This window comes from Methanomassiliicoccales archaeon (genome assembly GCA_026394375.1).
In the GTDB taxonomy this organism is placed as follows: Archaea; Thermoplasmatota; Thermoplasmata; order Methanomassiliicoccales; family UBA472; genus JAJRAL01.
Map to the genome: position 1 here is coordinate 1 of JAPKYJ010000029.1, position 19,782 is coordinate 19,782.

At 60.9% G+C, this 19,782-nt stretch carries 17 protein-coding genes and 1 tRNA gene; 10 read left to right on the forward strand and 8 right to left on the reverse strand.

Annotated features, from left to right (window positions below; genetic code table 11):
• Positions 1 to 93: 93 nt before the first annotated feature.
• Positions 94 to 558, reverse strand: a complete 465-nt coding sequence (locus NT137_08805) for a pyridoxamine 5'-phosphate oxidase family protein (protein MCX6653431.1) — start codon at positions 556 to 558, stop codon at positions 94 to 96.
• A 94-nt stretch (positions 559 to 652) separates the two neighbouring features.
• On the opposite strand from NT137_08805, the gene NT137_08810 reads away from it, so the two are divergent.
• Together NT137_08810 and NT137_08815 are read left to right on the forward strand one after the other, a co-directional pair.
• Positions 653 to 1,282, forward strand: coding sequence for a hypothetical protein (locus NT137_08810; GenBank protein MCX6653432.1), 630 nt, complete (start codon positions 653 to 655; stop codon positions 1,280 to 1,282).
• Between the two features lie 21 nt (positions 1,283 to 1,303).
• Positions 1,304 to 1,468 carry a hypothetical protein gene (locus NT137_08815; protein MCX6653433.1) on the forward strand — a complete coding sequence of 55 codons (165 nt, stop codon included), beginning with the start codon at positions 1,304 to 1,306 and terminating at the stop codon, positions 1,466 to 1,468.
• A gap of 19 nt (positions 1,469 to 1,487) precedes the next feature.
• On the opposite strand, the gene NT137_08820 is transcribed toward NT137_08815, so the two are convergent.
• From NT137_08820 to NT137_08835, 4 genes are all read right to left on the reverse strand, one after another.
• Positions 1,488 to 2,570, reverse strand: coding sequence for an agmatine deiminase family protein (locus NT137_08820; GenBank protein MCX6653434.1), 1,083 nt, complete (start codon positions 2,568 to 2,570; stop codon positions 1,488 to 1,490).
• A complete protein-coding gene (locus tag NT137_08825; protein ID MCX6653435.1) occupies positions 2,548 to 3,423 on the reverse strand; it encodes a carbon-nitrogen hydrolase in 876 nt (291 codons plus the stop codon). The genes NT137_08820 and NT137_08825 overlap by 23 nt, the downstream gene beginning before the upstream one ends.
• A gap of 137 nt (positions 3,424 to 3,560) precedes the next feature.
• A tRNA-Pro gene (locus NT137_08830) sits at positions 3,561 to 3,637 on the reverse strand.
• Positions 3,638 to 3,724: 87 nt separating this feature from the next.
• Positions 3,725 to 4,411 carry a phosphoribosyltransferase family protein gene (locus tag NT137_08835; GenBank protein MCX6653436.1) on the reverse strand — a complete coding sequence of 229 codons (687 nt, stop codon included), beginning with the start codon at positions 4,409 to 4,411 and terminating at the stop codon, positions 3,725 to 3,727.
• A 180-nt stretch (positions 4,412 to 4,591) separates the two neighbouring features.
• Here NT137_08835 and NT137_08840 point away from each other — a divergent pair, with 180 nt between their 5' ends.
• The 5 genes from NT137_08840 (at position 4,592) to hutH (ending at position 9,522) form a co-directional block, all read left to right on the forward strand.
• Complete coding sequence (locus tag NT137_08840) at positions 4,592 to 5,275, forward strand: helix-turn-helix domain-containing protein (GenBank protein MCX6653437.1); 684 nt, start codon at positions 4,592 to 4,594, stop codon at positions 5,273 to 5,275.
• Between the two features lie 10 nt (positions 5,276 to 5,285).
• Positions 5,286 to 6,341, forward strand: coding sequence for a hydroxymethylglutaryl-CoA synthase (locus NT137_08845; protein MCX6653438.1), 1,056 nt, complete (start codon positions 5,286 to 5,288; stop codon positions 6,339 to 6,341).
• The gene (locus NT137_08850) at positions 6,341 to 7,507 is read left to right on the forward strand and encodes a thiolase domain-containing protein (protein MCX6653439.1); all 1,167 of its coding nucleotides are present in this window, start codon (positions 6,341 to 6,343) and stop codon (positions 7,505 to 7,507) included. The genes NT137_08845 and NT137_08850 overlap by 1 nt, the downstream gene beginning before the upstream one ends.
• Positions 7,508 to 7,906: a Zn-ribbon domain-containing OB-fold protein gene (locus tag NT137_08855; protein MCX6653440.1), complete on the forward strand. Its 399-nt coding sequence runs from the start codon at positions 7,508 to 7,510 to the stop codon at positions 7,904 to 7,906.
• A 74-nt stretch (positions 7,907 to 7,980) separates the two neighbouring features.
• Positions 7,981 to 9,522, forward strand: a complete 1,542-nt coding sequence (gene hutH, locus NT137_08860; protein ID MCX6653441.1) for a histidine ammonia-lyase — start codon at positions 7,981 to 7,983, stop codon at positions 9,520 to 9,522.
• A 9-nt stretch (positions 9,523 to 9,531) separates the two neighbouring features.
• Here hutH and NT137_08865 read toward each other — a convergent pair whose 3' ends face one another.
• Together NT137_08865 and cgi121 are read right to left on the reverse strand one after the other, a co-directional pair.
• Positions 9,532 to 13,857, reverse strand: a complete 4,326-nt coding sequence (locus NT137_08865; protein MCX6653442.1) for a hypothetical protein — start codon at positions 13,855 to 13,857, stop codon at positions 9,532 to 9,534.
• A gap of 114 nt (positions 13,858 to 13,971) precedes the next feature.
• Positions 13,972 to 14,460 (reverse strand): KEOPS complex subunit Cgi121, encoded by a 489-nt coding sequence (gene cgi121 / locus NT137_08870; protein ID MCX6653443.1) that lies wholly within the window; start codon positions 14,458 to 14,460, stop codon positions 13,972 to 13,974.
• Positions 14,461 to 14,583: 123 nt separating this feature from the next.
• Here cgi121 and NT137_08875 point away from each other — a divergent pair, with 123 nt between their 5' ends.
• The 3 genes from NT137_08875 (at position 14,584) to NT137_08885 (ending at position 17,570) form a co-directional block, all read left to right on the forward strand.
• Positions 14,584 to 15,525 carry a homoserine kinase gene (locus NT137_08875; GenBank protein ID MCX6653444.1) on the forward strand — a complete coding sequence of 314 codons (942 nt, stop codon included), beginning with the start codon at positions 14,584 to 14,586 and terminating at the stop codon, positions 15,523 to 15,525.
• Entirely contained in the window at positions 15,522 to 16,742 is a 1,221-nt protein-coding gene (gene thrC, locus NT137_08880; protein ID MCX6653445.1) for a threonine synthase, read from the forward strand. The genes NT137_08875 and thrC overlap by 4 nt, the downstream gene beginning before the upstream one ends.
• A gap of 114 nt (positions 16,743 to 16,856) precedes the next feature.
• Complete coding sequence (locus tag NT137_08885; protein MCX6653446.1) at positions 16,857 to 17,570, forward strand: AAA family ATPase; 714 nt, start codon at positions 16,857 to 16,859, stop codon at positions 17,568 to 17,570.
• On the opposite strand, the gene NT137_08890 is transcribed toward NT137_08885, so the two are convergent.
• The gene (locus NT137_08890; protein ID MCX6653447.1) at positions 17,567 to 19,780 is read right to left on the reverse strand and encodes a DEAD/DEAH box helicase; all 2,214 of its coding nucleotides are present in this window, start codon (positions 19,778 to 19,780) and stop codon (positions 17,567 to 17,569) included. The genes NT137_08885 and NT137_08890 overlap by 4 nt on opposite strands.
• Between the last annotated feature and the right edge of the window lie 2 nt (positions 19,781 to 19,782).

The window sequence follows — 19,782 nt, forward strand, 5'->3', positions numbered from 1 at the left end:
ACTTTGTGGTTCAAACGACCAGGTGCTATTTACCGATTTCTCAATGGCACCATGATCACTCGGAACATTCCCTTGTCGGTTCTCCAATGCTCCCTAGATCGGTCGCTTGCAACTCATCTCTTCGACATCGATGCGGATAACGATCATCTCGTCCAGGGAGGCAGGGTCGTACTGGAAAGGACCTCTGCCGCCATAGTGGCGCATGATCACGTCCAGGGCGAGCCGCTTCTTCTCTGGGTCGTTGACGAGCGAAGCCACTCCCCAGCCGATGATGCTCATGTACTTGGCGGACCAACGGCAAGCTTGCTTGGCAGAGATCACCTCGCCCTCATCCACCTCGAAGCATACCCGGGGGTGCGCCTTGATTGCTTCCAGTTTTCGGCCTTCCCTGGCCGAGTGGATGAACAGGACATCTTGCTCATAGCCGAAGCAGACCGGGACCAGGTAGGCTTCCTCCCCATCCACCAAACCGAGCCGGAGAACCTGCGAACGGTGCATCAGTTCGTCGATGATGGTTCGGTCTTGCACCTCCCTCTCGCTCTTTCGCATGCGCACCATGCATCTTCGAAGTGCATGGCAGCACTTATTTCTGGTGCAAGTCCGCAGAGATCGACGGAACCGACAAATACGCCTCAAGGCAATCGAAGGGGACGTGGACACCGAGGAGGGCCAAAGGTCGAGGCGAGACATTATACCCCACGTAGAGAACCTGGTGGACCTGGTCTTCGGGCTCGCCCTGTCCATCGGCTCCTTGATCCTGGTCACCAGCCCGCCCAGGAACCCTCATGAGCTGTTGGAGGATGTTATCGCCTTCGCCTATGGGTTCATCATCCTTGTCTTCATTTGGGAAGAGTTCAGCCAGCACATGATTTTGGTGAAGGTGGAGACGAAGGGCATGCTGCGGACCACCTACATCATGCTGTTCCTGGTGGCGATCGAGCCGTATCTCTTCAACCTGATATCTAGCCCGCAGCAGACCGGGCCGGACGTGGAGATGATCGACAGCCTGGCCTCCATGATCTATGCGCTAGACCTGGCCGGGCTTATGCTGGTCCTGGCGTTCTTCTCCGACCACATCGCCAAACAGAACGACCTGGAGGACTCTAGTCTCAGGGCGATCTACCGCAGCAAGAGGGATTCCTTCCTGCTGTCGGCGACGGTCTTCCTGCTCTCCGTGCTGCCGTTCTTCTGGGACAGTAGCCTCCTTGACCTCAGACTGCGCTACTGGCTCTGGATCCTGGCGCCCATACTGCCACGGCTCTACATCCTGGTCGTGAAGTGAGGGTTGCTGAACGAGAGGGGGGTGCGAAATGATTCTTGTGCTCAACACACTGGACTGGAGGACCCGGATTTCGATCGGCAGGCGGCGGAGCTCGCTAGGATCTTCGGGCTGGAGATGAGGGTCGTCACTTGCACGATGACGGTGGTCGAGCGCTCATATCAAGAGGCGAAGAACAAGCTCTGGTAGCGATCGGGCGTTGGCTAGGCTAGTCGGTCCCTGGCTCTTGCTGCGTGACGCAGTGTATCCCTCCGTAGCCGTAGACGAGGTCGGCTGCGAGGATCGTGACGATCTCTCGATCCGGAAAAGCCTGCTGCAAGATGTCGATCGCCTTCTGATCGTTGCGGTCCTTGAAGATCGGCAGCAGCACGACCTGATTGCCGATATAGAAGTTGGCATAACTGGCCGGCAGCCAACGCTGCTCTTCCTCCAACCAGAGGGGCTTGGGCATGGGCAGCTTCTGCACCTGCAACGGCTCCCCGTCCTGGTCGGTAGCGCTCTTGAGCAGGTCCAGGTTCTCCGCCAGCACCTTTCGGTTCTCTTTCCGTCTGGAACTGGAGAAGGCGCACAGCACTTTGTCGCTGGAAACGAACCTGGCGAAATCGTCCACGTGGCCGTCCGTGTCATCTCCTTCGATGCCCGATCTCAGCCAGATGATGTTGTCCACGTTCAGGTATTGCTCCAGGTAGCCCTCGATCTCTTCTCTGGATAGTTGGGGATTGCGGTTCCTGTTCAGCAGGCACTGCTTGGTGGTGAGCACGCTTCCCTTGCCATTGACGTCTATCGAGCCCCCTTCCATGACGATGCCTGGATGGAACACCTTTGCCAAGGTGGCGCGGGCCAACTCCTCTCCTGTCGCATCGTCGCACAGAAGGTCGTCGTACTTCTCGCCCCAGGCATTGAAGCGCCATTTGACCGCTGATCTCTCCTTCTGATTGGAATGGAGCAGGAACGTGGGGCCATAGTCCCGGATCCAGACGTCCGCGGACCTTATCTTGAGAAGAAGCACGTTGCTCATGCTCGCGCCCGCCTCATCTACTATCTGTGCTACACGATCGCTCGAATTCTGGTCATCCACGAGGATCTTGACCTTCTCCCCCCTGGACAGCGCCTCGACCATCTGGCTGAAAATTATCTCCACTTTTTCGATGACATTCTCCGGGAACGTCAAAGGGTTCTTGGGCCAGGAGAGCCAGGTGGCCTCGTGCCTTTCCCACTCGGCCGGCATGCGATAGCCAAGCTTCCTTGGCGTGGCAGGCTCCAGTAGCTCAACCCCTCCGCTTCTTCTCAAGCAGCCGGCCGTAGCACTCCGGCCTTCGATTGGCGAAGAACCGCCAGCCTTCTCGGACCGCTTCCGAGTGTGCCAGGTCGGCCTCCGCTACCAGCACTTGCTCCTGGCTACCGGCTCGAGCGAGCGTCTTGCCGAAAGCGTCGATGACGAAAGACCCTCCCCAAAAGCGCATCCTCTCCTCGGTTCCGACCCGATTGACCGCCGCGACGATGGTCCCGTTCGCGATGGCGTGGCCGCGCATGACGTTCTCCCAAGCGCGATGCCAGTTGCCTTCCGCCTGCCGGATGCCTCGGACGGTGCCGATGGCCGTGGGATATAGGATGATGTCCGCTCCTTGAAGCGCCATGCACCTGGCAGCTTCCGGGAACCACTGATCGTAACAGATGAGCACACCTATCTTCGCCTTGCTGGTCTGGAAGACCTGAAATCCCGTGTCCCCAGGAGCGAAGTAGTGCTGTTCGTAGTAGCTCTCGTCGTGCGGGATGTGTGTCTTGCGGTATTTGCCGAGGAGCCGACCACGTTCATCGAAGATCAGGGAGGTGTTGAACAGCTTCCCTTTGAACAGTTCGTAGATCGAGCCGGCGACCAGCACTACCCCATTGTCTTTGGCGCACGCTCCAAGCTTCTTGCTCAACTCGCCGGGCACCTCGACCGCGAGATTGGTGATATCCAGGGGCTGGGTCAGCTCATGCTGCGCGAAATACGTGCTCGTGAAGAGCTCCGGCAAACAGACCATGTCCGCCCCTTGCTTCGCTGCCCGCTCCGTCATGGAGACCGCCTTGTCCAGGTTCTTCTTCGCAGACGACCCCATCTTCATCTGGACCAGACCGAGGCGCAGCTTCTTTTCCACCATCCATTGGACGATGAACGAACTCGAATATAGCTTGATTGCCGTATCAGTCGCAATCGAGGAATCCGGATTATTCCTCCTTGTTGTATGCTCAAGATTGCATGGCGCGTCGTAGAATCGGCTGATTCTCAAGAAATGGATGGTGGGTCTGTCCGGATTTGAACCGGAGACCCGTGGTCCCGAACCACGGAGTTTAACCAAGCTAGCCCACAGACCCGGTGAGGCGAGTCGCTAAACAGGATTGGAGTATAAAATATCTACCCCCTGTCCAGTCCTTTGGCAATAATCTGGTTTCCCTGCCAACTCACGCATCCTCTACCATGGACCTTAGAGCCAACATAGCATCCCTTTCGTTCACTTCGCGCCACTCCCGATAGGCCTCGGAGACCGAGAAATCTCCTTGAGACCGGACGTTCAGACAATACACCTCATCGGCCTTCTCGGCCAGGATCTCCAGTGCTCGGGCTGTGGCAGTGGGAACGGCCACCATAACCATTCTAGCGTTCTTGCTGCGCGCGAACTTGATCAAGGCCAACAGGCCGATGGGCTCGGCCACTCCCTCATCTACCAGGATCACCGTTTTGCCTTCTAGGTTCGGATACGGTTCTCCCTGCCTGTATAGCTCATCGCGCCACAGGACGCTCTGCCTGGCCCGCTCCACCGCCGACCGGTACAGATCCTCGGACAGTCCCTTCGAGCTCACCAGGGTGTCATCGATCATCAGGGTCTCGTTTGGCCCTACGGCCCCGATGATCAGCTGGGGATCGTTCGGCGAATATATCTCCCAGACCGCCGCCGCGTCCAATCGGAGACGCAGAAGGCGGGCTATCTCCACGCCTACTGGTACTCCTCCTGGAGGCAGTGCGAATATCATAGCTCCGCTATCGGAAAGCTCCAGCAGCATGTCCGCCAGCTGAACCCCGGCGTCCGTTCGGTCCTTGAACACTCCCTTGAGGTCATGCTTCGAATAGTCTTCGTGGACGTTGTCCATGGCTTCTCATCTCCCATCTCTTCTCATGAATATTTAATCGTTGGTCTTTCGTCGCTGAGCTTGTTCGCTCGAACGAACGAGACCTCCGCATCCCATCGACCGCTCCCGGCCTTCCTGGTGCGTGTTTTGTCGAATAACGCATTCGACAAATTCAAATACGCTTCTCCTGATGCTAGAGGCATGCGGGATCAGCTGCGAGAGAAGATGGCTGGCGAGATCACTCTTTCCGCGGAGGCGGGCAAGACCATCCGTAAGTGGCGGGAGGAGTTCGGCATCTCCCAGCAGGGGCTAGCTCGTCACCTGAGAGTGTCGCCGTCGGTCATCAGCGACTACGAGTCGGGAAGGAGGAAAAGCCCTGGCATAGTGATTGTGCGCAAGCTCGTGGATGGGCTCATCGCCATCGATGAATCGAAGGGGGGAGGAGTGCTCAAGAAGTACGACCTGGGGGAGAAGAGCGAGTGCATAATCTCCATCAAGGAGTTCAAGCACTCCATCCCCGTGGGGGATTTTTTGACGATCATCTCCGGATCGACGCTCACCAAGCACGTTAATCTGGAGCGGAACATCCACGGCTACACGATCATAGATTCGGTGAAGGCCATCACCTCCTTGGGCTCCACGGACTACCTGAAGATCTACGGCTGGAGCAGCGAGCGGGCGCTCATCTTCACCGGGGTGAAGTTCGGGCGTTCGCCCATGATCGCCATCCGGGCGCATCCGCTGAAACCGGCCATGGTCGTGTACCACCGACCGGAGCACGTGGACGAACTGGCCATTCGCCTCGCCACCTTGGAGAACATACCGTTGGTGAAGACCGACATCTCCCTACCTTCCTTGGTGGAGAGGCTGGAGAAGATCGAGTGAGGTTTTTCTCATGCAGACAGGAATCGTAAGCTACGGCGCCTATGTGCCACGGTATCGCATCACGCCCGCGGAGATAGGCAAGGTCTGGGGCACGGACGGAGACATGATGTCCAAAGGGCTTCTCATCAACTGCAAGAGCGTTCCAGCCCCGGATGAGGACGTCATAACCATTTCCGTGGAGGCGGCCAGGGCGATGATGCGCCGCGTGGACGTGGACCCGAAGGAGATCGGCGCTTTGTACGTCGGATCGGAGAGCCATCCATATGCCGTCAAACCATCCGGCACGATAGTCGCGGAAGCGATCGGCGCGTCCCCGAACATCACGGTCGCGGACTACGAATTCGCCTGCAAGGCCGGCACGGCCGCCATCCAAACATGCATGGGCATGGTGGGGGCGGGCATGATACGGTATGGGGTGGCTATCGGTGCCGACACCTCTCAAGGAGCGCCCGGCGACCCGCTGGAGTATTCCGCCTCCGCAGGAGGAGGGGCGTTCCTCATCGGATCCGAGGGGCTCATCGCCGTCATCAACAAGACCCTTTCCTATACTACTGACACGCCAGATTTCTGGCGCCGGGAAGGACAGCCCTATCCCTCGCACGGAGGACGTTTCACAGGAGAACCGGCATACTTCAAGCACGTGCAGGCGGCGGGGAAGATGTTGTTGCAGGCCATGAACTCGAAGCCGACGGACTATGCGCATGCGGTCTTCCACCAACCCAACGGCAAGTTCCCGCAGCGGGTGGCCAAGATGCTGGGCTTCACGGACAAGCAGATTGAGGTGGGCATGGTCACGCCTCAGATAGGCAACACCTACAGCGGGTCGGTGCCTTTGGGCCTGGCGGCGATATTGGACGTCGCCGTTCCGGGCGACAGGATATTCGCGGTCGCCTATGGTTCGGGAGCTGGATCGGATGCTTTCGACATCACTGTAACGGAGAAGATCAAGGAGTATCGACGAGAGGCGGCGCCGACCGTCAAGGAGCTCTTGGAGCGCAAGGTGATGGTGGACTATGCCACCTACGCCAAGTTCCGGGGCAAGATACGCATGAAGGAGGGAGCGTGATGAGGGAGGTCGCTGTCATCGGGGTCGGGGATACCAAGTTCGGCGAGCTGTGGGACATGTCCTTCCGGGACATAGGCATCCAGGCAGGGTTGGCGGCGGTGAACGACGCCAACATGGCGGCGGAGGAGATCGAGGCGCTCTATGTGGGCAACATGTCCGCCGGGCGCTTCATCGAACAGGAGCACGTGGCCGCCCTCATCGCCGACTACTCCGGTCTGGCAAGAGATCACATCCCGGCCACGCGCGTGGAAGCGGCCGGGGCGTCGGGAGGGCTTGCTTTCAGGCAAGGCTATCTGGCGGTGGCCTCGGGCATGCACGACATCGTGGTGGTCGGAGGGGCGGAGAAGATGACCGACGTGGGCGAGGTCATGGCGTCCGAGATCCAGTCGTCGGCGGCGGACCAGCAATGGGAGTGCACCTTCGGCGCTACCTTCCCGGCATTGCACGCCATGATCGCCCGGAGGCATATGCACGAATATGGCACCACCCGGGAGCAGATTGCTTCCGTGGCGGTCAAGAACCACAAGCATGGCTCCATGAACCCCAAGGCGCAGTTCCAGCGTGAGATCGACCTGAACACGGTGCTCAGATCGCCTCCGGTGGCCGAGCCCTTGCGCGTCTTCGATTGCGCGCCGTTCTCGGACGGAGCGGCGGCGGTCGTGCTCTGCGCCATGGACAGGGCGCGCAAGTACACCGACAAGCCCATCAAGATCACCGCCTCCGCTCAAGCCTCGGACACTCTGGCGCTCCACGCTCGCGAGGAGATATGTTCCTTCCACGCCACCAAGCTGGCGGCGCAGAGGGCCTTCAAGCAGGCCAAGCTCGAGCCCAAGGACGTGCAGGTGATGGAGGTGCACGACAACTTCACCATCTCCGAGATACTGGCCATCGAGGACCTGGGCTTCTTTGAGAAGGGGCAGGGAGGGAAGGCCACGGCGGACGGGCAGACGGCCATCGGGGGCAAGGTGGCAGTCAACACCTCCGGCGGGCTGAAAGCTCGGGGAGATCCGATCGGAGCCACTGGTCTGGCCCAGATGGTGGAGCTCGTGATCCAGCTGCGAGGCACGGCCGGAAAGCGCCAGGTGAACGGAGCGCGCGTGGGCCTGGCCCAGAACGTCGGCGGCACCGGTGCCACCTCCGTCGTGCATATACTGGAGGTGGCGTGAATGGCCACGGCGAGGTTCTGGCGCGAGAACCCGTCCCGCTACAACCTAGCGGCGGCGAAATGCGGCGTCTGCGGGAAGGTCTTCTTCCCGCCCAGGGGGGTCTGTTCCCAATGCCACCGCCAGTCCATCGGCAAGATGCAGCCCCTACAGCTCAAGGGCGAAGGTGAGGTGTATTCCCACACGGTGGTGCACGAGGCACCGAGCCAGATGGAGATGCTCAAGCCCTATATCGTGGTCATGGTGAAGATGGACGAGGGAGTGATGATCACCTCCCAGCTCATCGATTGCGACTCGAAGGACGTCAAGATCGGCATGCGGGTCCGCACCACCTTGCGTCGTCTGGGCGAAGACGGTCCAGCGGGCGTGATCTACTACGGGTACAAGTTCGCGCCAGCCTAGGCGTCCACGGTATTCGGAGGAAGGGAGCTGGAAGCATTAATATCTCCTTGAGCGGTAGCTCAGCCGGTGATCGGATGAAAGTGCGGGTGGACGGCCATTCGCTCAGCCTCGCAGATATCGTCCTGGTGGCGGAGTGCAGGGCGGACGTCGAGCTTGGAGCCGAGGTGTTGAAGCGCATTGAGAGAGGCAGGGCCGTCCTGGAGCGGGTGCTGAGCGAGGACAAAATAGCCTATGGCGTGAACACCGGCGTGGGCGAGCTTCGGACGGTGATCATCCCCCGGTCCAAGATCATGCAGCTGCAATTGAACCTGGTCCGCTCCACGGCCTGCGGGGTGGGCGAGCCTTTGCCAGAGGACGTGGTGCGGGCCATGATGCTCCTGCGGGCGAACGCCCTCAGCTCTGGGCACTCGGGGGTGCGGGTCGAGCTCGTAAGGATGCTGTTGAACATGCTCAACTCCGAGGTCGTGCCGGTCGTTCCCCGAAAGGGTTCGGTGGGTTCGAGCGGTGATCTCGCTCCGTTGGCGCACATGGCATTGGTGATGGTGGGCGAGGGAGAGGCATTCTACCAAGGCAAGAGGATGCCGGGCGCGGAGGCTTTGGGCCGAGCGGGACTGGAGCGGGTGCGATTGCATGAGAAGGAGGGACTGGCGCTCATCAACGGCACGCAGATGATGACCGCCATAGGCTGCCTTTGCCTCCACCGAGCGGAGCATTTCCTGCACGCTGCCACCGTGGCCGCTGCCATAGGCGTGGAAGCGCTGAGGGGAACCTCCCAGGCATTCGATGCGCGTTTGTTCCGCCTCAGGCCGCATCCCGGAGCGGAGAAGGTCGCCTCCGAACTGCGCGCTCTTCTGATCGGAAGCCAGATCATCCCGTCTCATCGGGACTGCCACGAGGTCCAGGACGCCTACACGCTGAGATGCGCCCCCCAGGTGCTGGGGGCGTGCTGGGATTCTCTGGCGTTCGCAAGAGAGGTGCTGGAACGAGAGATCAACTCCGTCACCGACAACCCGCTGGTCTTCGAGGATGGTAGCGTCGTCTCGGGAGGCAATTTCCATGGACAGCCAGTGGCCATGGCCCTGGACCAAGCCTGCCTGGCTGTGCACGTCGCCGCCGCCTTCTCGGAGCGGAGGATCGCCCGTTTGGTGGACGGGAAGCTCAGCCACCTGCCTGACTTCCTGGTAAAGTCGGAAGGGCTGGAGTCGGGGATGATGATCATGCAGTACGTGGCGGCGGCCCTGGTGTGCGAGAACAAGCTGCTCTCCTCGCCCGCTTCCGCGGACTCGTTGCCCACGAGCGCCAACCAAGAGGACTACAATTCCATGGGCTCCTTGGCGGCGCTCAAGCTCATGCAGGTGATGGAGAACGCCGAACGGGTGTTGGCCATCGAGCTCATATGCGGGGCACAGGCGCTGGAGTTCCATAAGCTCAGGCCAGGGGCGGGGGTGCAGGCGGCCAAGCGCCGGGTGCGCTCCGCGGTCAAGCGCCTGACGGACGACCGGCCGATGCACGAGGACATCGAAGCGGTCCGAGATATGATCGTCGCGGGAGCGTTCGACCCGGAGAACATCATCTCAAGGAATATCTCCAAAAGCAGTGGGAAAGCCTCTCGCTAGCGGTCGAGCTCAGTCCACCCGCACATCGAACTCCGTCTCGAATCCCACGGTGTCGTTGGAGAGAACTGGTTTGCATTCCAGCATCAGCACTCCCTTGACCTCGCCCTTGGCCTTGGGCACGACCTCGATCTCCACCGCCACCTTCTCCCCTCCGCGCAGCTTCGGCAAGCATATCGGCGCGCTGACCTCCAGGTCCCCCTCCACTCGGACGCACACGTCGCGCGCCATGGCCTTCCCCTCGTTGGCGAAGCGCAGACGGGCCTTGCATGCTTTTCCTTGTACGAGGTCTTCCAGGAAATCGATATCTACTTGTATATCGGGCAAGAAGTCCAGCGCTGCCTTGTCCGCAGCATCCGAGGCCTCGATGATCTTCCCGAGCGCCAGGCGGTGGTCCTTGGTCTTCAGCTCCTCCGCCAGGCGATAGAAGGCGATGGTCTCCGTGAGCTCCAGCCCGTTGCGGCGGGCGTTCTCAATCTTGGCCTCCACCTTGGTCCTCAAATTCACGAAATCGCGCTGTTCTTCCTCCGCCACGCCGATGTGCTTCTGGGCATTGCTCATCGCCAGCCAGGCGGTCTGCGCGTCGTTCGATCGCAAAGCCTCCTTGGACTTGTTCAGGAACTCCTCCGAAGCAGAGACGTCGGCGCCAGTGGACCTGGCCTTGGTCACTTCCCTCTCGATCTCGATCTGCTTCGTTAGCACTCGTTCCAGGACCATCTTGCCCATCTGTCTGGTAGCGTCCCGAAGGGCGCGCAGCTCCACCGGTCGGGAGGACGCCTTGCACTCGGCCACGGTGCGCACGGACGTGGGCACGGTCGATTTCTCGATCCCCAATTCCTTCATCGCAGCCCATAGGTCCTTGAACTCAACGGTGTAGCGAATTCGGGCGTTGGCCAGGGCCTCAGAGGCCGCTGCCTTTCCCCGACGGATGGTCAGATTGGCCATCTCGAAGTCCAGGGAGGAGAGGGCGTTCCTGGCCCGCTCCGCCATCTCCAAGACGTCGGTAACCGGCTCGCCTTCCAGGTCCTTGAGCATGAGTTCTAGCTCGTCCAATTCCGCCTTCCTCCGGCCATACTGGTCGTTCTGGCTCCGCAATTCGTCGCCGCATTTGACCGCCAGCGCGAATGATTCGTAGAAAGCGCCTTCCGCCAGCTTGGCCTTGGTCTGGGTCAAGAGCGATTCCACGGATGGGACCACCAATCCCTCTTTCTTGGCGGACCCGAAGGCCGTCGTCAGCTCCTCCAAAGAACGCGTGGCCAGGCGTTTCTGTTCCTGCACCTTCCTCAACTCATCTTCGAAGGTGCGAGTGAGGGCGAAGGCCTCCTTGAAGCGCCTCTGCCCCAAGCGGGATTCGATCTCTCCTTTCATGCGCATCGCCGCTTCCAGGTTCGGTCCGTCCAGTTCCTGGTGGCGGTAGTTCATCTCCAGCTTGCGTAGGTTATCCCTTACCAGGTCCGCCACGGACTGCGCGGTTTGATCGCCCGCCTTCTTGGCCAGCTCATGGGAGATGCCCTGCCGTCCCATCTTGTAGTAGTTCCTGGCCTGGCGGAGCAGCTCGGCCGCCGGGGCCACGTTCAACCCGAACTCCTGCGCCTCAGCCAGGGTGGACTGGGCTTTTTCCAAGGCGTCATGAGTGCGTTCGCTCACCAGGAACGCCTGGTCGAGCTCGTTCTTGGCCAGTTCCAGGGCTCGCAGGGAATCGTACACCCTCCGTTCCGCGAGCAGAGATTCCGCCTTGGCCAGGATCTGCTGCACGGCGCTCACGTCCGTGCCCGTCTCCCTGACCTTGCCCAGGCTGGCCTTGATCTCTTGGATCTCAGCCTCCGCGCCCTTCCTTAGCAGTCCGTTTACCGTTCGTTCCGCCTCCCGGATGGCGGCCATGGTGTCCGTATACTGCTTCTTATCCAGGAAAGCCTGCGCCTGCTCGATCTTCTTCTCTGCCAGGGCGGATTCGAACCCCATGCGCTTCGCCACGGCCAGCAGGTCCTTGGCTGCTCCGATGCGCCGAGGGGCGACGAAGGGCGCCACCAGCTTCTCCGTCTCCACGAATGCTCTGGCGGCAGCGGGGCGAGCTTCTTCATAATGTCCCGTCTCGAACAGTCTCTTGGCCGATGCCAGCATCTCCGCCGGCGCCCCCGTCTCCATGCCCTGAGCCTCAGCCTCCTTCAATAGGCTGCCCATGTCGGCGATGCGATCGTAGATCTGGGTGTGGTCCAGGACCTGCTTCTCGAGCGTGGTCTCGCCATCCTTGATCTGGGCATAGGCACCCTCCAGGTCGCCACGCTTCAGGCTGCGCCCCGCCTCCTCCGCCAAGCGCTCGGGCTGCAGCACCTCCACCCCGTTCTTGCGCGCCGCCTCCACCTGCCTGGTCAGCTGAACTGCGCGTCGGGAGAGCTCATCCTTGAGTATGGATCTGGAATAGTCCGCTACCTCCTCCGCTAGCTTGAGCGCCTCCGGGACCTTGCCCTCTATCCGCAGGTCCTCGGCCCTGGCCAGCTTCTCGTTCAAAGTCGAGCTCCCGCTCCCCAGGTCCTTGGCGATGGAGAGAAGATGCTTCGCCTCCGCCAGGCGCTTGTCTAGCGCACTCTTCTCCTCCCGGCGGATGGCCTCGATGAGGTTCTTGGCCACTTCATACGCTCGTTCGCCATGGCCGGTCCTAAGGGCCTCCTGCGCCTGCAACAGCCTTGGCTTGTAGGCTGGGAGCGGCACCGGACCGGCGTAGCCAGCGAATAGCGTCTCCGCTTCCCTGACCTCGAAGGTGGCCTGTTCCGCGATCTTCTTCTCCACCTCGAGGATGCAGTCCTCCATCTCTTGGCGCAGGCCGGTGTACTGCATGGCCCTGACCTTGGCCACGGCCTCCTCCAGCGCTGCGCTCTCCTTGGTGATATCCGCGCCCAGTTTGAGCGCGGTGGTGACCTTCATCTCCGCCTTGATGATATCCTGACCCAACCCGGACTGGATGGCATCGTGCGCCTCGGCTTGCGCGCGGCGGAGCGTAGCCACAGCTCCAGGGAAGTCCCGGTTCATTGCGGACTGCCTCGATTGGTCTAGAAGCGCCTTCGCCTGATCGACCTCCGTCCGCAGGGATGCGGCCACCAGAAGGAGGGTCTTGGTCTTTGCCAGCTCATCCTCCACTTCCCGGTAGCCTCCCAGCTGCTGTTCGAGCACCCCCTCCGATTCTTTGACCAGGGCCGCGGCCTTCTCGAACTCCCCCTGGCCCAAAGACTGTCGGGCCAGCTCCAGCTTGGCCATGACCTTGCTGGTATCCGACTTGACCTTACTGGCCAGAAGGATGCGGGAGCGAAGCTTGGCGATCAGTTGCAGGAACTGCTCCGTTTCCAATCTCTGCATCCACGCCTGGTTCTCGCGCCATGCTTCCATAGCCTCCTTGACCTTCTCCCCTCGAGCCAGCTCGCGCCCATGGGCGATATCCTCCAGCAGCTTCACCACGTCCACGCCGTAGCTCTTGAGGGTCCCGGCCCGGTTCTTCAATGAATCGGAATTGGCCAGCAGGGTCCTGGAAACGGAGGCCCGTGCTTCCGCCTCCGCCAGGGGCAAGGTGGCGAAGGTGCCTTCGAAATCACCGGCTTTGAGAAGCCCTTCGGCCTTGGCCATCAGTTCGTTGGCCTTCGTGCTCTCCTTCTTGAGCTCAGAGGAGAACTCGCCTAGCTCCCGCACCGCGTCGGCCCGGGCCCCGAACAGGTCCCGTAGAGCGCTGCCTAGCAAATCGTGGCACTCGCGGATCTTCTGCAGTGAATCCTCATACTTGCCCGCCTCCATGTTCTCGCGGGCCTGCGACAGCATGTGCCGCTCGCTCTCCACCGGCACTCCGACCTTCTCCCCCACCAGCAGGAGCGTCTGCGCCCCCCCGAAGAACTCGCCCATCTTGTGATTGACGAAGCGTTCCACCTCGTCCCACAGCGCCTTGGCCTTGGTGTAGGCCTCGTCTAATACGCCCTCATCCAGGAGCGACTGCGCCTTCTTGATGGAAGCGGAAACGTTGCCTGGGATATCCTTGTCCTGGAAGAGCTTGAGCAGGGATTGAGCGGAATCGATGATCGAGGAGACCTTGTCCTTCTTCGCCCGGTTGGACGCCTCGATGCTCTTGGTCGCTAAGGCCAACGCGTTCTTGAAGTCCCTCTGCGCCGCCGCCTGGCCGCTCTCGATCAGCAGCTTCTCCGCCTCGGCGGTGGAAGCCTCCAGGGATTTGGCGGAGGCGATGGCCTTCTGTGCCTCGACCGTCCTATCCTCCGTTTCCTTGCGGACCTTCCCCGCTTCCTTGGTCTTCTGCTCCAACTGCTTGGTCAGCTGCAGTTGCTTGAGATAATCCCCGGTCAATTGCGGTCAGCTCCGGCGCACGATCTTTCGCTCTCTGGATTTCTTAGAAACCAACTTATGCGATACTGACGACATATATCTTTTGTCCTGGTTGCCAGCATGCGAAACAGCTCCCTAGCGTTTGGAGATCTCCACGAACGCCACCCTCTCCAGCACCAGGTCCTGCACTCGATCATCTCCGACCGCCTCGATCTCCCTCTGGGTGATGCCAAAACTGCGGGTCTTGCGTTCGTTGCATTCGAGAACCGAATCATCCCGCTCCAGCTCGCTCAGTCGCAGCACCATCGAAGGAGGTGCACCGAACAGAACCAGGGCGATGCGCTCGCTTCCCGGTTTCGGTCCCATCTTCTCTTGCGCCTTGGATATCTGCCTCTCCCCGGACGCGAAGAGCAAAGTCTCCATCATGATGTCGTTGCAGGAGTTGGAGTTCCTGGAGAAGGAGCGCAGGGCGTGCGCCACCGCGCTCTCCAAGTGCTCCTTTCCGCACACCAGGTCCGCATCCAGGGCCAGGACATTGCCTTCCTTGACCATCTGCAGTCGACGAAGGAGCTCCTTCGGTTGCTCAACCTGGCCACGCGCCCCGATCACCTGATATTCGACCATGCTGGCCGTTCGAAAGCCCAGGAACGTATTTAGCCCTTTAGGTCAGCTGCATCAGGCAGAGCGCGAAAGGTTTATCACAGCCCAGCGTGGTTGAGGCGCAAAGAGGCACCAGCAGGTGTGAGGATGCGCGCGCAGAGAATAGAAGTGAGGGCACCGGCGTCCATCGCCAACCTCGGACCGGGATTCGACGTGTTCGGTCTGGCCCTTCGGGAACCCTATGACATACTGGAGGCGGTGGTGGTTCGGGGGACCGGAGCCAGGGTGATCAAGGTCGAGGGCGTAGGCGCTCAGCGCATCACTCTGGACCCGAAGCGCAACACCGCGGCCGTGGCCGCCTCTGAAGTGCTGCGAATGGCGAAGGCCGACTTCGGTCTGGAGATTACCGTTCGTAAGGGGGTCAGGCCGTGCAGCGGCATGGGTTCTTCCGGGGCCTCGGCCGCAGGCGCGGCGTTCGCCGCCAACCTCATGGTCGATGTGCCGTTGAACCAGAACGATCTGGTGCTCTGCGCCGCCAAGGGCGAGGAGGTCTCCTCCGGCAGCCTGCATGCGGACAACGTCGCGCCTTCGTTGCTGGGCGGTTTCACTATCATCCGTTCATACGATCCGTTGGACGTCATCCGGGTCACCCCTCCGAAGGACCTCGGTATAGTGGCGGCGCTTCCGGACATCATCGTTCCCACGAAGGAGGCGAGAGGAGTGCTTCCCAAGAGCATCGATCTGAGGCAGATGGTGTTCCAGGTGGGACACGCTTCCGCCCTAGCCACCGGCATGAGCCTAGGAGATCTCGCTCTCATCGGAAGGAGCGTCAGGGACATGGTCATCGAACCAGCGAGGAGGGGGCTGGTCCCGCATCTGGAGAAAGCGGAGAGGGCGGCGTTGGATGCTGGGGCGCTGGCCGCCTTCCTGGGAGGTTCCGGTCCGTGCGTGGCCGCCTTCTTCGACCGACGGGAGATGGATGGAATTGACATATCCAAGGCCGTTGGCTCCGTGTACGAGGCGGAAGGCATCAGGGTCGATTCCTGGGTGACGTCCTGGGGCGATGGATGCAGGAGGGAGAGAGCATGAGCTTCGTGATCAAGTGCTTCGAGTGCGGCAGGGTGGTGGAGGAGAGGCTGGCCGACAGCTGCCCAGCGTGCGGTGGATTGCTCAACGTGGAGCTGGACCTGCAAGAGGCGCGCCATATGAGCCTGGGAAAGCTTCGCCGCCGTCCCATTGGCGTCTGGAGATACGCTGAGTTCCTTCCCGTGGACCGACGCAAGGCCGTGAGCCTCAAGGAAGGAGGCACACCCCTCTACGATTGTCGTGCACTGGCCAAGGAAGTGGGGGTGAAGCGGCTCTATGCCAAGCACGAGGGAGCGAACCCCACCGGTTCTTTCAAGGACCGAGGCATGACCGTGGGGGTCTCTATGGCAGTGGAGCTAGGCTGCAAGGTGGTGGGATGCGCTTCCACCGGGAACACGTCCGCTTCGCTGGCAGCCTACGCGGCCAAGGCCGGCCTGGGATGCGTGGTCATCCTGCCCTCAGGCAAAGTGGCATTGGGCAAGCTGGCGCAAGCCCTGTTCTATGGCGCCAAGGTCATCTCCGTCGATGGCAACTTCGACGACGCGCTGGGAATAGTGAAACAGCTGGCACATGAAGGCCAGCTATACATGCTCAACTCGATAAATCCTTTCAGACCGGAAGGCCAGAAGACCCTGGGCTTTGAGATCCTGGACCAGCTTCGGATGGAGATGCCGGACAAGATCGTGCTGCCGGTGGGCAACGCCGCCAACCTTTGGGCTGTGTACAAGGCGCTCACGGAATGGCAGTGCCTGGGCTGGATCGAGGAGTTGCCGCAGCTCATCGGGGTGCAGGCCTCGGGCTCCAACCCCATAGCACAGGCGTTCCGGGCCGGCCGGAAGGACTTCGATGCGGTCGACCATCCAGAGACCGTGGCCACGGCCATTCGCATCGGAAACCCGGCCAGCGGCAAGAAGGCCCTCAAGGCCATCTACGATACCGGTGGATATGTGACCGACGTCACGGACGAAGAGATCATCTCCGCCCAATTCCTGCTAGGAAGGAAAGAGGGCGTGGGAGTGGAGCCGGCCAGCGCCGCCTCCGTGGCTGGCGTGATCAAGCTGAAGCGGGAGGGCATCATCTCCAGAGAGGAGAAGGTGGTCTGCGTCTGCACGGGCAACGTGCTCAAGGACCCGGATACGGTCATAGAGCATTCCGGGAAGATACACCAGAGCAGGGCCGACCTGGATGACGTCAGGCGGCTGTTGTCATCTTTGGGCTAGTCTTTGCGGACCTTTGGGACGGTCTCAAACATTTCGCCCTCATTCGCGCTCGTCGCAATCTAGGCGCAAAGAGATTTAATCATCCTAAATTCATGATGCAGAAGGTTAGGGGCTATGGCTGACGCCGCGAAGCGCTTGCGCTATCGTACCTACGTCGACGGATTCGATGAGAACCTGGGTGGTGGAATACCGCAAGGTCACATCGTGATCATTGCCGGCGCCGCTGGCACGATGAAGTCGTCACTGGCCTATCACATCCTCTTCATGAACGCCAAGCGGGATGGAGTGAACGCTCTGTACGTTTCGCTCGAACAAGGGAAGGATAGCTTGACCAGGCAGATGGAGGCCCTCGATCTGAAAGGGGACACCCTGGGTCGATTGGAGGTCCTGGACCTGGGCGAGATCCGCAAGAAGAGCGAGGGCGCGCAGTTCATGGACACCTTCCGATTCGCCGTCAACGAGAGCAAGAAACGCCTGAACTACGAGCTACTGGTGATCGATTCCATGGGCGCACTGGAGATGGTCGCCAGCACACCGCGCCCGAGGGAAGAGGCCTATCGCTTGTTCGAATGGCTCCGTTCCCTGGCCATCACCACCGTGGTCGTCAACGAGATGCCGGTCGGTCCGTACACCAGCTACGGGCTGCACGATACCGATTTCCTGGCCGATGGCATCATCCACCTGAAGATGGTCGAGGTCTCCGAAACGGAGGTGCAGAGGCGCATCCGTTGCGTGAAGATGCGCGAGACCGACCACTCCACGAACTACTTCTCCTTCTTCCGCAACGAGCGCGGGTTCGCGGTCACCAGGGCGATAACCGATTTCTAGAAGTCGAACAGCGAGCGTTGCGGTCCATCGGCCTTCGGCTCCTCTTTCTTCTCTTGGACTGGAGGGCTCTCCACCGGTTTTGCCTCCGGTCCCCTGGTCCGCCGCTCCCCCACCTGCTCCTTGATGCTCTTCGCCAGAGCGTCGCCCACCTTCGGGATCCGGGCCAGGCGATGCAGCTCCGCCTCCCTCACGTCATCGAGGGTACGGATACCGTGCTGGTGCAAGGACCGGGCGCGCGCCCTCCCCACCCCGCGCAGCTTCACCAGGTCCAGCAATTCTTTCCTTACGCCGTATCGGACCCGCACCATGAGCTCTGTCAGCGGCGGATAGGCATCCTTGTTGAAGATGTTGGACAGCTCGCGCATGGAGTAGAGCAACCATCCCCCGATCTCCACCTTGTTGCGAAGATCTCCTGGGCCAATGCCATATTTCTCCAGCAGCGGGTCCTCCTCCATCTCCTTCAGCCAGTCATCGAGCACCAGGGCGGTCTTCACCTCCCCCAGGAAGAAGTCGTACTGGCCCAGGTCGGTGGGCATGGGCAGTATGAGCTCTTTCTCCAGCTCCACCACCTTCCTCTCCAGCCAATCATAATCGCTGCGCCTCAAGTAGAGGGCGAGCATGTCCGGCGTCGAACATACCGCTTGCAGGAACCCGAACTCGCTCTGCCCGGAGTAAGCGCGCAGAGCATCTCGAAGCTTCACCGCCGACAAGGGGTCGATGTAAAGGTCCGAGACCCGCTTTCCGAAGAACGTGGCCCTCAGTCGGTCCTCGCCGTCGATCATCTCCTCCTGCCGCAGGAAATCGAGCACGTTGTCGATGGCTTCGTTCAACCCGAATAGATTAGTCTGATGGGCGAAGAAGGTCAACTCCATGAACTGCATGAGCGATTCTTTTGAGGTTGCTACCTCGGTCGCCAGTACGGCGAGAACGTGAGTGCGAAGGACGTCCTCCGAGCCGAGCTTGGAGTAGATCTCCTCGGTATCGTTGAGAAGGTAGTTGTCGAAAAGGAAGTCCGATTCCTCTTCATCCTTGGCCACCAGGACCGCCTCCCCGAACTTGTCATAGCGGGGACGTCCGGCCCGGCCGCACATCTGTTTGATCTCCAGCACCGGTATGGCCACGTTCCCCACCCCTCCTTCGTAGCGCGAGACATCGCGGATGACCACCCTCCGGGCCGGGAGGTTGATGCCAGCGGCAAGAGTGGGCGTGGCGATGATCGCTTTGATCTTCCCGGCCTTGAAGGCCCGTTCCACCATCCGCCTCTGTTCGTTGGTCAATCCCGCGTTGTGGAAGGCCACCCCCTTGCGAACGCAAGCCCTCAACTTCTTCCCGATGCTGGTCGGCTCGCCCTGGTCCTCCAGCAGACGTTCTTCGTCCTCCAGCTCCACCGGCTCTGGCATCACCTCTTTCATCATGGGCGCGATCTTCATGGCCAGGGTCTCGGTGGAACGGCGGGTGTTCACGAACACCAGGCACTGTCCCCCTTCCAGAATGGAGTCCCGCACCAGGGACCAGACCGGGTCTCCGCTCTCCTTGACCTGGCGTTTGGAGTTGTCTGTGAAGCGCACCTCTCCGTTCAGATACACCCCCTCCTTCAGGGGCGTGGGCCTCCAGTTCGAGGCGATATGTTCGGCCTTGAGCCAATCCGCCAGCTCCTTGGAGTTCTTGACCGTGGCGGAGAGGGCGATGACCTGGAGATCGGGATTGAAGCGGCGGAACTTGGTCAAGGTGACCTCCAAGGTCGGACCTCGCTCCGGGTCATGGATGAGATGCACCTCATCCGCCACCACCAGGGAGATCTTCTCCAGCCAACTGGTTCGATGACGGAGCAGGGCGTCGGCCTTCTCCGAGGTGGCGACGATGATGTCGTAGCGCTCCAGGTCCGGGTCGGGCGAATCGAAGTCTCCCACGGCCACGCCCACCCGAACGCCGAGCTTGGAGAACTGCATCAGGTCCTCGTACTTCTCCGCGGCCAGAGCGCGAAGCGGAACGATGTAGAGGGCTTTGCCTCCTTTCTCCAGTACATGCTTCAAGGCCGCCAGGTAGGCCACGAGCGATTTCCCGCTGGCGGTCGGCACAGCCAGGAAGAGGTTCTTGCCCTCAAGGGCCAACGGAACGGCCTTCTCTTGAGGTGGATAGAGCTCCTCTATCCCATCCTCCCGAAGAATGTCCGCCACTCCTTCGGGCAGTTGCAGGTCGGCGATGCGCATGT

Excerpts from the sequence above, each read along its gene's own strand:
- NT137_08805 (MCX6653431.1), bottom strand. The coding sequence starts at position 558 with ATGGTGCGCATGCGAAAGAGCGAGAGGGAGGTGCAAGACCGAACCATC.
- NT137_08825 (MCX6653435.1), bottom strand. The coding sequence starts at position 3,423 with ATGGTGGAAAAGAAGCTGCGCCTCGGTCTGGTCCAGATGAAGATGGGG.
- NT137_08835 (MCX6653436.1), bottom strand. The coding sequence starts at position 4,411 with ATGGACAACGTCCACGAAGACTATTCGAAGCATGACCTCAAGGGAGTG.
- NT137_08840 (MCX6653437.1), top strand. The coding sequence starts at position 4,592 with ATGCGGGATCAGCTGCGAGAGAAGATGGCTGGCGAGATCACTCTTTCC.
- NT137_08845 (MCX6653438.1), top strand. The coding sequence starts at position 5,286 with ATGCAGACAGGAATCGTAAGCTACGGCGCCTATGTGCCACGGTATCGC.
- NT137_08850 (MCX6653439.1), top strand. The coding sequence starts at position 6,341 with ATGAGGGAGGTCGCTGTCATCGGGGTCGGGGATACCAAGTTCGGCGAG.
- NT137_08855 (MCX6653440.1), top strand. The coding sequence starts at position 7,508 with ATGGCCACGGCGAGGTTCTGGCGCGAGAACCCGTCCCGCTACAACCTA.
- hutH (MCX6653441.1), top strand. The coding sequence starts at position 7,981 with ATGAAAGTGCGGGTGGACGGCCATTCGCTCAGCCTCGCAGATATCGTC.
- cgi121 (MCX6653443.1), bottom strand. The coding sequence starts at position 14,460 with ATGGTCGAATATCAGGTGATCGGGGCGCGTGGCCAGGTTGAGCAACCG.
- NT137_08875 (MCX6653444.1), top strand. The coding sequence starts at position 14,584 with ATGCGCGCGCAGAGAATAGAAGTGAGGGCACCGGCGTCCATCGCCAAC.
- thrC (MCX6653445.1), top strand. The coding sequence starts at position 15,522 with ATGAGCTTCGTGATCAAGTGCTTCGAGTGCGGCAGGGTGGTGGAGGAG.
- NT137_08885 (MCX6653446.1), top strand. The coding sequence starts at position 16,857 with ATGGCTGACGCCGCGAAGCGCTTGCGCTATCGTACCTACGTCGACGGA.
- NT137_08890 (MCX6653447.1), bottom strand. The coding sequence starts at position 19,780 with ATGCGCATCGCCGACCTGCAACTGCCCGAAGGAGTGGCGGACATTCTT.